We start from the raw sequence: 12,180 nt of genomic DNA on the forward strand, positions 1-12,180 counted from the left end.
TATGTAGTGAACATGATAATCATTATCAACTATGTTCATTTTATCACGAATGCAATTTAATATGAAGTATTTTCTTGAATTTGTTCGGAAAGTAGCAAAATAGTAGGGTATAACAGCAAAAAAATTTCCTAATGGGACAGTGCTCTTCTAACTGAATAGCATGCCTTTTTACCTCTGTATTGATACACGGAAATAAGTGCTGGAGCTGTTTTTAATCGCTTTTTTTCTATCAAGTTGGTAGTTTTTATAGTAAAATGGTAACTATAACATTTATATTAATGGAGGAAAATAGTACATGAGTGAATTATTTACTACTATCAAAGGACAAGTTACTGGGAAAAACGTGCGCATTGTATTGCCAGAAGGAACTGACGAACGTATTGTCGGAGCAGCTGCACGTCTGCAAAAGGAAAATATCGTAACACCAATTTTACTTGGAAACAAAGCTGAAATTGAAGCAAAAGCAAAAGAAATTGGCGTTTCTGTTGAAGGGATTACTATTCATGATCCTGCGACTGATCCACTTTTTGATGAATTAGTGGCTGCATTTGTAGAGCGTCGTAAAGGGAAAGCAACGGAAGAAGCTGCTCGTAAAATGCTCGTTGATCCAAACTATTTTGGAACAATGCTTGTATACACTGGAAAAGCAGAAGGTCTTGTAAGTGGCGCGGCTCACTCTACTGGTGACACTGTTCGTCCAGCACTACAAATTATTAAAACAAAACCAGGTGTAAGTAAAGTTGCCGGCGCGATGATTATGGTTCGTGGCGAGGAACGTTACTTATTCAGTGATGTAGCTATCAACATTGCACCAGTTGCAGCGGACTTAGCGGAAAATGCGATTGTAAGTGCGGAAACAGCAGAAATCTTCGGCATTGATCCACGTGTTGCAATGTTAAGTTTCTCTACAAAAGGTTCTGCAAAATCCGATGAAACGGAAAAAGTGGTTGAAGCAACTGCTATTGCAAAAGAAAAAGCACCTGAATTAACGCTTGATGGTGAATTCCAATTTGACGCGGCATTTGTTCCAACTGTTGCGGAGAAAAAAGCGCCAGGATCCGTTATTAAAGGGGATGCAAATGTATTTATCTTCCCAAGCCTAGAAGCAGGCAACATTGGTTACAAAATTGCGCAACGTTTAGGTAATTTTGAAGCAGTTGGACCAATTTTACAAGGCTTGAATGCACCAGTTAATGATTTATCTCGTGGTTGTAATACAGATGACGTTTATAACTTAACATTAATTACAGCAGCGCAAGCAGTGAATAAATAAAATGCAAAAGCAGTAGACTAAATTGTCTACTGCTTTTTTTATACCATTTTTTCGAGGAAGTACTTCATCAAGCGATTGTCGTTAGTTAGTTCAGGATGGAATGCAGTGACTAAAATGTTGGCTTGTTTAGCAGCTACAATTCGGTTTTCAACGGTTGCGAGCACGGACACTTCATCACTCGGTTCAATTAAGTAAGGCGCGCGAATAAATACGGCTTCAAAAGGCGAATCATCAAATACTTCGACAGTTAATTCTGCCTCAAAACTTTCTTTCTGACGACCAAAACCGTTACGTACTGCCGTTGCGTCTATTAAACCTAAACTTTCTTCGCCACCTTCAATTTCTTTTGACAAAAGCACAAGCCCCGCACAAGTCCCAAAGATAGCTTTACCTTCCTTGGCAAATGCTTTAACAGGTTCCATTAAATCATAACGTTTCATAATCTTGCGCATCGTTGTACTTTCGCCACCTGGTAAAACAAGTCCGTCAAGCCCACCTAAATCACTTGAATGTTTTACTTTAAAAGCAAGAGCACCGGCTGATTCAATCATTTGAATATGTTCATCAACTGCACCTTGAAGCGCAAGGACACCAATTTTTTTCATATTAAAAACTCCGATCTTGCATTCTGTCTTCTGGATTAAGACGAGACATTTCGATTCCTTTCATCGGGGAACCTAGCTCTTTGGACAATTTTCCGATTAATTCATAGTCTGTATAGTAGGTAGTAGCTTGAACAATCGCACTGGCAAATTTGGCAGGGTTATCGGATTTGAAAATACCTGATCCAACGAAAACACCGTCTGCTCCGAGTTCCATCATTAAAGCTGCATCAGCTGGAGTCGCAACACCACCAGCGGCAAAGTTAACGACCGGAAGTTTACCTAGCGTTTTAATTTCTTTTACAAGTTCATAAGGGGCACCGAAATTTTTAGCGGCAACCATTAATTCATCATCTGTCATGCCTGCAATTTGGCGGATTTGGCCATTTACTTGGCGCATATGGCGGACTGCTTCGACGATATTTCCTGTTCCGGGTTCGCCTTTTGTACGGAGCATGGCAGCACCTTCACCAATACGGCGGAGCGCTTCACCTATATCACGGCAACCACATACGAAAGGAACTGTGAAGTCTGATTTAAGTAAATGGAATTCATCGTCGGCCGGGGTTAATACTTCGCTTTCATCAATATAGTCGACGCCCATTGCTTCGAGGACACGTGCTTCTGTAATATGACCAATTCGAGCTTTTGCCATAACAGGGATAGAAACTGCATTCATTACTTCTTCCACAATACGAGGATCAGCCATACGAGCGACGCCACCAGCTGCACGAATGTCAGAAGGAACACGTTCAAGTGCCATAACTGCTACTGCACCAGCTTCTTCAGCGATTTTTGCCTGTTCAGCATTTACAACATCCATAATGACGCCGCCTTTTTGCATTTGCGCCATTCCACGTTTTACACGGTCTGTACCAACTTTTTTCTCCATATTAATAACCTCCATCAAAGTTAATTGAAAATACCTGATTATTATGATAAGCTAAAAGCCATTTCGTAAAAACAGCCAATTGGATGTTGTTTTCTCCATCCAATTTTAAAAGGGGTGTAGTAGATGTGGAAACTTACTGGAAATTCTAATTTACCGATTTATTTACAAATTGTTGATTTAATAGAAACAAAAATTATGAACGGCGAACTTTTACCAGAAGAAAAATTACCTCCAGAAAGGCAGTTGGCAGAACTTTTTGGTGTGAATCGGTCGACAGTCGTTCGGGCACTTGATGAGCTTACTGCCCGGGCTGTTATCGTCCGGAAGCAAGGAAGTGGAACAATAGTGAATGCGGAAAAGTGGGGGCTTTTTGCGGGGCAGTCAACGAATTGGCGCCACTATTTAACGCAAGGTGGTTTTACACCAGCTGTTCCTTATATTAGGCAAACAGGTGTAATGGAACGCGCGGATTCGGAACAAGTGATTGATGCTTCGACAGGGGAGCTTCCACTTGAAATGACTCCTAAGATGGAAACGCCAAGTCTTTCGTGGCAGTCTTTTATTGCCGAAGAACAACTGGAAGACGAAGCTGGCTACAGACCGCTACGTGAAACCGTTCAAAGGCAAATGCATGATGCCTATGGTTTAAATGCACGCCCGGAACAAATTTTTATTACATCGGGAGCGCAGCAAGCGTTATTTTTAATTACACAATGTTTATTAAAACCGGGAGATGCCGTGGCGATTGAGTCGCCGTCTTACTTTTATTCACTATCGTTATTTCAATCTGCGGGCTTGCGGATTTTTGCCTTACCAATGGATGATGATGGTGTGATTATTTCTGAATTACGCGATTTATATCATAAGCATCGAGTTAAAATGGTTTTTGTTAATCCAACTTTTCAAAATCCAACTGGACTTGTAATGAGTTTAAAACGGCGCAAGGAACTCGTGAAAGTTTGCGCTCATTTGCAAATCCCGATTGTAGAGGATGATCCGTTTTCAGAACTGGCAGCACTTGATAGTGAAATTCCCGCTCCTTTAAAACAACTAGATTCAGATAATGTTTTATATATTGGCTCACTCTCTAAAATAATGGGATCAACTACACGGATTGGGTGGCTAATCGGACCGACAGCAGTGATTGAACGACTAGCTCTCGCAAGACAAGAGATGGATTTTGGACTAAGTATTTTCCCGCAAGTATTAGCTAATAGCGTTTTAAATACGGCTGGATATAGAGAACATTTAAAGCAATTACATCAAGTTTTAGAAGTGCGTAGAGATAATTTGATTGCGGCGCTAGAGGAAATTTTACCAAACGAACTAGAATTCATCAGGCCAAAAGGGGGCTTTCATTTATGGGTGAAATTACCGGTAGAATTTCGCTCCATTCGTGAGTTTGATATTTTTTTAGCGAACGATTTACTAGTGATGCCCGGGTTTTTATTCGGGGTAAAAGGGGCGGTTATTCGCGTAACATATGCCCGACTTGAGCAGGACGATTCAAGACAAGTAGCAAAAATAATAAAGCAAATATTAATAGAAAAAAGTGCGATGAAGCTTGATTGAAGGCTGATTCGCACTTTTTCATATTCCCCTTGAAAACCTTCTAATCTATAATAGAAAGTAACCCTAAAATATCATTCATCACAATAAATCTTTCTGCCAAAAGAGAAGTTGTGATGAATCATCATTTTTATGTAAGGGTTATCATTTACTATTAATATAAGGGAGGGAAAGTAGATGGAACAGGATTGTAAGGAATTAATTACTTATCTGCTCTTGAATCGGCAAGTGAATCTTAGAAATGTTTCCAAGAATTTTAAAGTATCCAAAGAAGCAATTGGCGCACAGATTACACAAATAAACCATCTACTAAAGTCAGAACCAATTTTAATTGACCATGACATGATTTTTGTTACAGATGTATGTAGGGAAGCTTGTTACCGGCTTTTAACTGCGGAAGAACAACAGCTATTTTCGTTTTATGAGGTAAATATTCGTCGCAAACTCATCATGATTAAATTACTGCTTCATAATCATTACATGTCACTCGGCGCACTTGCAGACTATGTTTATGTAAGTAAAAACACGATGTTAACCGATGTAAAAAGCATTAAAGAAAGCTTGCATGAGTTTGAAATTCAACTTGATTATTCACGAAAAGATGGCTATGCGGTTTCGGGTTCGGAATTTCTGATTCGTAATTTACTGGCAGAACTGATTCGCGAAGTCGTTCAAACCCCATACGGAAAATTCGTGCTGGATGAAAAAAAACTCATTACCGTAAGCGAAGTCTTTTTACTAAAGAAACGGCTGGAAAAAGTCGAAAGTAAGCTCCAAATTACATTCACCGATGAGCAAATGGAAGAATTGCCCTATATTCTCCACGGCATCATCAAGCGGGCCAAAGTAACGAATAGGAAATGGACTTTTAAAATTGAAATGTACGACATCAAAAATACCCGTGAGTTCCCGATAATGAAAGAAATGTTTTGGGGTTATGACTTTTTAAGTGAAAATGATTTGCTTTACCTATCGCTACAAGTACTTGCTTCGAACTTAGTCGAGTCGGCACTTCATTTCTCAGACAGTGAAGAAATTGCCTATGCAGTTGATGAGTTCATCGGATTACTTGAAATGTATTTTGCAACTGAAATCATGAAGAAAAATGAGTTTAAAGAAAAAGTGATTTTACATGTTAGACCAGCAATTTACCGGACGATTTTAGGTTTTCAAATCAATAATCCACTTAAAAAACAATTTATTAAAGAATATACTCCAACATTTAACATTGTAGAAAAAGCCTCGAAACCATTTGAAAAGCTCGTTGGTCATAAGTGGTCAGAGGAGGAAATCGTGTATCTTTCTATGATAGTTCTTGGATGGATGTATCAAATTGAAGAAACAGAGCAGCCAATTTTCCGCGCCGTCGTTCTGTGCAAAAGCGGTACATCCATCTCCAAACTACTCTTAGAAAACTTGAAAATGATGTTCCCAAATATTGATTTTCAAGGAGCTTATGCGGTTCGGCAATTAAATTCAGTGGCACGTGATATTGATTTTGTTTTTACAACTGTGCCCGTTCAAAGCAGTGCGACCATTTTTGTTATTCCGTCGATTTTAAGTAAAGATAGTCGGCAAATCCTCAGAGAACAAGTTGATAAAGCCATTGAAATGGACAGCCATAAAAAAACCAAAGAACTGCTCGCTATGTTAAAAGATGATATTCCTGAAGAAAATATCCATTTGGTTCAAGAAAAAGTAGAATCATTTTTTAGTAAAAAAGAGCAACCTGCTGAGAAAAAAGAGCCAGAAAAGATGCAGATTACCCCAGAACAAATTCATTTTTTAGAAACGCCACTCAAGTGGGAAGAACTTGTTTTTGCAGCATTTTCACCAATGTTAGAACGAGGAACAGTGGCGGCTAGCTACATTAGCACTTGTGAAGAGATATTCTATCAAAACTATGAGCAGATGATGATCGGACCGAATATTTATTTGCCCCACGCCAAGCCAGTAAATGGTGTAATAAAGCAGGATATTCAGTTGATGATAATGAAAGCGGACACAAGAACACCAATGAATGAAGCAGTCAAAATCATGATCGCACTAGCACCGTCCGAACAAAACAAACACATACCATTATTACTAAAATTGAACGAAATTTTCTTACAACCAGAGAAATTAGCGGAACTTCTCGCTTCTACTAACAAAAAGAAAATCGTTGAAATCCTTGAAAGGGGGTGAGCGTCACGTGGATTACCATGATTTGTTTCAAAAAGAGTTAACCCTGATAAATTCAAGCTACGAGAGTCAGGCAGAACTTTTTGAATGTACTAGCAATATTTTAGAAAAAGAGCAGTATGTAGAGGCGACTTTTAGAGAAGCAGTAACAAACCGAGAAGTTATTTTCCCTACTGGACTTGAGATGAATGGTATCAAAATCGCAATTCCTCATACCGATACGATTTATGTAAAACGACCTTTTGTACTCGTAAACAAGCTTTCTACACCAATTCCTTTTATTCAAATGGGATCAAGTGAGAAATGGATTGATGTTGAAGTAATTTTCATGTTAGGTATTAAAAATCCAAAAGATCAAGTTCCACTGCTTTCAAGTATCATGGAAAAATTTATGGAAGCAGACTTTGTGGAACAAATAAAGGAAATAAATGATAGCAGCGCATTATGTGATTTTCTAAAAAAACAATTTGGAGAGTGATTACAGTGAAAAAAGTTATCGTAGCGTGTGGATCAGGAGTGGCAACAAGTCAAACAGTTGCCTCTAAAGTAGAACGTATTTTAAAAGAAAAAGGAGTTCGCGCAACAGTAGAAGCAGTAGACATTAAATCATTAGACCAACATATTAAAACGAGTGATGTATATGTGGCGATTACTAAAGCGAACAAGGAATTTGATATTCCAACATTAAATGGTATTGCGTTCTTAACTGGCATGGGCATGGACGAAGAAACAGAAAAATTACTTAACGCCTTAAAATAAACAAGACAAAACAGGGAGCGTGAAAAAATGGAGTCATTACAATCAGTTATACAGTTTATTTTGAATCTTGGAGCTGCCGTTTTTGTTCCAGCACTGATGATTATTATTGGGCTTATTGTACGAATGAAAGTAAGAGATGCGGTAAGTGCGGGGATTATCCTCGGGGTTGCTTTCCTTGGGATGAATATCGTTATTGGCTTTATGATTGAAGCTTTAACGCCTGCAGCACAAGGTCTTGCAGAACGAACAGGAATTAATTTAAGCATTTTAGATGGTGGATGGACCTCAATGGCGACACTTGCTTGGGCATGGCCATTTGCCTTCCTGATGTTCCCTCTACAACTGGGGATTAATGCTATTATGCTTGTCATCAATAAAACAAAAACCTTGAACGTCGATTTATGGAATGTTTGGGGTAAAATTTTGACAGCTGTACTTATTATTGGTGTAACGCAAAATGTTTATTTAGCATTTATCGTTGCCGGAATTCAAATTGTTACTGAACTTATTCTATGTGATGCCAACCAACGTCAAATTCAAGAATTAAACGGCATTCCGGGTGTAACAGTTTCCCATGGTATGATGATTTTCTGTATTTTCTTAATGCCAATTGACTGGCTACTGAAGAAAATCCCAGCACTACGTAAAGACATGGATGCCAACGCGTTAAAAGACAAAATTGGTATTTTTGCAGAAAACCATGTGATGGGCTTTATTATCGGTGGACTTTTAGGGATTGCAGCAGGATATGATGTAGCAAAAACGTTGATGTTAGCCATGCAAGCAGCAGCTGCATTAACACTTTTCCCAATGGTTGCGAAACTATTTATGCAAGCTTTATCACCATTATCTGATGGTATTTCTGAATTTATGAAACGTAAATTTAAAAATCGTGAACTTTTTATTGGGCTAGATTGGCCAATTTTGGCAGGGTGTAGTGAAGTATGGGTGGCAATCGTCCTTATGGTACCAGTTACACTTATTTTCGCGCTTATTCTACCAGGAAATGGCGTATTACCGTTCGCTGGGATTTTAAATATTTCCTTGTGCGCGCCGGCTCTGATTGTAACAGGTGGGAACTTGATTCGTATGATTATTCTTGGAACGATTACAACGCCGATTTTCTTATATGTATCTACTTTCTTCGCAGGAACAATCACGGATTTAGCGCATTCTACAGGCGCGATTTCCCTCAAAGCTGGACAACAAATTACTTGGAGTACGCTTGAATATCCAGTATTCCGTTATATTTTTGCAGAAGCAAGTCAGTTCACTATTTTAGGATTTATTTTTGTCGCAATTTGGGTAGTATTACTAGTATTTTACGTGAAAATGATGAAAAAACGAACAATTGAACTAGAAAAAGCTAGCTCTTAAGAAATAGGAGTGATGAGATGATTTACACGATAACATTAAATCCAGCTATTGACCGGTTGCTTTTCATTCGTGGGGAGTTAGAAAAAAGGAAGACAAATCGAGTCATAAAAACAGAATTTGATTGCGGGGGAAAGGGGCTTCATGTTTCAGGAGTGTTATCCAAATTTGGAATTAAAAATGAAGCACTTGGAATTGCGGGATCAGACAATCTCGACAAACTATATGCCATTCTAAAAGAAAAACATATCAACCATGATTTCCTTGTAGAAGCTGGAACTTCGACAAGAGAATGCTTCGTCGTCTTAAGTGATGACACGAATGGCAGCACGATGATACCTGAAGCTGGTTTTACCGTAAGTCAGACCAACAAAGACAATCTTTTAAAACAAATCGCTAAAAAAGTTAAAAAAGAGGATATGGTGGTGATTGCTGGATCCCCGCCTCCTCATTATACATTATCTGATTTTAAAGAACTACTAAGAACTGTCAAAGCAACAGGGGCTTTTCTCGGATGTGATAACTCTGGTGAATATTTAAATTTAGCTGTCGAAATGGGCGTCGATTTCATTAAACCAAATGAAGATGAAGTAATCGCCATTTTAGACGAAAAAACGAATTCACTCGAAGAAAATATCCGCACTTTAGCCGAAAAGATCCCTTACCTGGTCGTTTCACTTGGAGCAAAAGGGTCCATTTGCGCACATAATGGCAAATTGTATCAAGTTATTCCACCGAAAGTGCAGGAACGAAATGATACTGGGGCTGGCGACGTGTTTGTCGGGGCATTTATTGCAGGACTTGCGATGAACATGCCAATTACAGAAACATTAAAAGTTGCGACAGGTTGTTCAGCCAGTAAAGTCATGCAACAAGACAGTTCGAGCTTTGATTTAGAAGCCGCTGGAAAACTCAAGAATCAAGTAAGTATTATACAATTGGAGGAGAGATAATATGTTATACCAAAAAGAACGTGAAGATTTAGCCAAAATAGTGAAGACGATGTTTGACCGCTTTGAAACAAATGCTGCGGGAGGAAATGTAAGTGTGCGCATGAATAATGAGCATATTATTATGACACCAACGCTGATGAGCCAAGCAAAACTTTGCGATCTTTCCCCATATGAAATTCTTGTAGTAGATAACAATAATGAAGTCGTAGAAGGAGACGGAAGAATTACGCGAGAAATTAACTTGCACCGTGCCTGCTATGTAGAAAATCCAAAAATTGGCTGTGTCCTTCATGCTCATCCAAAAGAATCGATGTTATTTGCAACTCTTGGTATGGAACTTCCGAATTTAACAGAAGCGACGCAAAAAATCGGTCGCATTCCAACACTTGAATTTGCACCAGCGACTAGTCCAGAACTTGCTGAAATCGTACGTAAACATGTCATCGAACTTGGTGAAAAAGCTGTTCCTAGTGCGAGTTTATTAAATAAACACGGCATTGTTGTTTTAGAAACATCCCTGCATAAAGCATATGATATGTTGGAACGGATTGAATATAATGCTTATATTGCAGAAAAAGCGATGGTCTTTGATGCTTTAGGTATTAAAAAATTAGCTCATGACCGCGAATTAAATTATAATTTGGAGGAGTAACTAATGGAAAAATTCCTTTTTAATGCAACCTTATTTGCCAGTGCTTTATTACTAATGGTCGGTATTTTTAGAAGTTCTATTCCAATTACTGCCATATCACTTGTTTTAGCAGTAGTATCGCAACATTTCTTTCGGAAAAAATATCCTAAAAAAACACGTAGCTATCGTGAAATAATCGCGGCAAAGCAGAAAAAAGGATGAAAAAAGGGATGAAAATCTAAAACTAGATTTTCATCCCTTTTTATTATAGTTTGGAACGTTGTGATTTTTTCGGTCGAACATACAGGCCGAGTTTTTCTTGTTCTTTTGTTAAAGAAACAAACAGTGAAACTATCATTAAGATAATCACTATCGAAAATGGAAAAGCGGCAATAATTGATGCGTTTTGTAGCGCTGTTAGACCGCCTGCATAAAGAAGTACACTCGCTATTCCAGACTGTAAAAGCCCCCATGTTACTTTTACCGAGTTTGGTGGGTTTAAAGAGCCACCAGTCGTTTGCATACCTAAAACAAAGGTCGCAGAATCGGCAGAAGTAATGAAGAACACGGCAATTAAAATCATCGCAACAATAGATAATACGATGCCAAATGGAAATTGATCAAATACCCCAAAAAGGACTTGTTCGGTCGCCAAAGTGGAAAGAGCTGTATCTTTGTATTGATCGACAAAAATCGCCGAACCACCAAACACTGCAAACCAGAAAATACTAACTAACGCAGGAAGCACGATAACACCTAATAAAAATTGACGAATCGTTCGACCGCGTGAAATTCTGGCAATAAAGATACCGACAAATGGAGACCACGATAGCCACCATGCCCAGTAAAAAATGGTCCATGAATCAATCCATTTTCTAGCATCAGGCGCATTTGGTGCAGTTTGGAAACTCATTTGGATAATGTTCTGTAAATAATCACCAAACGAATTAGTGAAGTTATTCATAATGAAAAGCGTAGGTCCTAGAATTAACGTTAGAATAAGTAATACGCCAGCGACATAAATATTCACATTACTTAATAACTGAATTCCTTTATCTAAGCCAGACATTGCTGATAATAAAAATAAAACAGTGACAATGACAATGATGATTAGTTGCACTGTAAAGTTGTTAGGGACATGAAATAAATATGTAAGACCGCCATTGATTTGCTGAGCTCCAAGTCCAAGCGTGGTTGCTACTCCGATAACCGTAGCGAAAACAGCGATAATATCGATTAATTGTCCAAGTGGTCCTTTCGCATGTTTACCTAATATCGGATAAAGTGTGGCGCTTATTAGACCAGGAGTATCCTTTCGAAACTTAAAGTAAGCTAGCGCTAAGGCAACTATTGCATAAATGGACCAAGCGGAAATTCCCCAATGAAAAAAAGAATAACGAAGCGCATCTTTCATTGCAGCTTGAGAGCCAACTTCACCACCAGGGGCTTGAACGGCAAAATGGGATAGCGGTTCAGCAGCTCCCCAGAATACAAGTCCAATTCCCATGCCGGCACTAAACAACATTGCGAACCATGACTTATTACTATATCCTGGTTTCTCGCCGGGTTTCCCGAGTCGAATAGAGCCAATCGGGCTTAATATTAAAAATATGCAAAAAATGATAATGATTGCGACTACAAAAAGGTAGTACCAACCGAAATTACTTGTTAAAAATCTTTGGACATTTGTTGTAAGAGTTTCAAATTGTTCTGGCAAAAAAGCACCAAACAAAACTGCTATGAGAACTAATAGACTAGCTCCCCAAAAGACGTTCGTTAATTTTTTCATTGCATCACTTCCCTTTATAGTCTAAGTATGTATTTCCCCATGTTAGCACAAAGGTAACATCTATTTTATAGTAACAAAAAAAGTACTGCTCTGACAAATCAAACCACAAAGTCTGCTGGAATTAAAAAGCTGGAACGCATCTATGCATTCCAGCCAA

At 38.6% G+C, this 12,180-nt stretch carries 11 protein-coding genes and 1 pseudogene; 9 read left to right on the forward strand and 3 right to left on the reverse strand.

The window, feature by feature from the left end; genetic code table 11:
* The first annotated feature begins 295 nt into the window (after window positions 1–295).
* Window positions 296–1,273 (forward strand): phosphate acetyltransferase, encoded by a 978-nt coding sequence (pta, locus tag OC533_RS12410; RefSeq protein WP_003769680.1) that lies wholly within the window; start codon window positions 296–298, stop codon window positions 1,271–1,273.
* 38 nt (window positions 1,274–1,311) lie between these two features.
* Here pta and pdxT read toward each other — a convergent pair whose 3' ends face one another.
* Window positions 1,312–1,878, reverse strand: a complete 567-nt coding sequence (gene pdxT / locus OC533_RS12415; RefSeq protein ID WP_194323599.1) for a pyridoxal 5'-phosphate synthase glutaminase subunit PdxT — start codon at window positions 1,876–1,878, stop codon at window positions 1,312–1,314.
* A gap of 1 nt (window position 1,879) precedes the next feature.
* The gene (gene pdxS / locus OC533_RS12420) at window positions 1,880–2,767 is read right to left on the reverse strand and encodes a pyridoxal 5'-phosphate synthase lyase subunit PdxS (protein ID WP_031674752.1); all 888 of its coding nucleotides are present in this window, start codon (window positions 2,765–2,767) and stop codon (window positions 1,880–1,882) included.
* A gap of 123 nt (window positions 2,768–2,890) precedes the next feature.
* Between pdxS and OC533_RS12425 the strand changes: the two are divergent.
* From OC533_RS12425 to OC533_RS12460, 8 genes and pseudogenes are all read left to right on the forward strand, one after another.
* Window positions 2,891–4,335 (forward strand): annotated as a pseudogene (locus tag OC533_RS12425) (PLP-dependent aminotransferase family protein).
* 178 nt (window positions 4,336–4,513) lie between these two features.
* Entirely contained in the window at window positions 4,514–6,520 is a 2,007-nt protein-coding gene (locus OC533_RS12430) for a BglG family transcription antiterminator (RefSeq protein WP_070753766.1), read from the forward strand.
* Window positions 6,521–6,527: 7 nt separating this feature from the next.
* Window positions 6,528–6,995 carry a PTS sugar transporter subunit IIA gene (locus OC533_RS12435; RefSeq protein ID WP_033837769.1) on the forward strand — a complete coding sequence of 156 codons (468 nt, stop codon included), beginning with the start codon at window positions 6,528–6,530 and terminating at the stop codon, window positions 6,993–6,995.
* Between the two features lie 5 nt (window positions 6,996–7,000).
* A complete protein-coding gene (locus OC533_RS12440) occupies window positions 7,001–7,276 on the forward strand; it encodes a PTS sugar transporter subunit IIB (RefSeq protein ID WP_003763365.1) in 276 nt (91 codons plus the stop codon).
* Between the two features lie 27 nt (window positions 7,277–7,303).
* Window positions 7,304–8,653 (forward strand): PTS galactitol transporter subunit IIC, encoded by a 1,350-nt coding sequence (locus OC533_RS12445; protein ID WP_070753765.1) that lies wholly within the window; start codon window positions 7,304–7,306, stop codon window positions 8,651–8,653.
* 17 nt (window positions 8,654–8,670) lie between these two features.
* Window positions 8,671–9,603, forward strand: a complete 933-nt coding sequence (locus OC533_RS12450) for a 1-phosphofructokinase (RefSeq protein WP_003763361.1) — start codon at window positions 8,671–8,673, stop codon at window positions 9,601–9,603.
* Window position 9,604: 1 nt separating this feature from the next.
* Window positions 9,605–10,255, forward strand: coding sequence for a class II aldolase/adducin family protein (locus tag OC533_RS12455; RefSeq protein ID WP_003767817.1), 651 nt, complete (start codon window positions 9,605–9,607; stop codon window positions 10,253–10,255).
* Window positions 10,256–10,258: 3 nt separating this feature from the next.
* Window positions 10,259–10,456 carry a hypothetical protein gene (locus OC533_RS12460; protein WP_003767814.1) on the forward strand — a complete coding sequence of 66 codons (198 nt, stop codon included), beginning with the start codon at window positions 10,259–10,261 and terminating at the stop codon, window positions 10,454–10,456.
* A 43-nt stretch (window positions 10,457–10,499) separates the two neighbouring features.
* Here the strand turns inward: OC533_RS12460 and OC533_RS12465 are convergent, their stop codons facing one another.
* Window positions 10,500–12,023, reverse strand: a complete 1,524-nt coding sequence (locus tag OC533_RS12465) for a BCCT family transporter (RefSeq protein ID WP_003769664.1) — start codon at window positions 12,021–12,023, stop codon at window positions 10,500–10,502.
* Window positions 12,024–12,180: the final 157 nt, after the last annotated feature.

This window comes from Listeria sp. Marseille-Q6474 (assembly GCF_946902005.1).
Taxonomy (GTDB): Bacteria; Bacillota; Bacilli; order Lactobacillales; family Listeriaceae; genus Listeria; species Listeria innocua.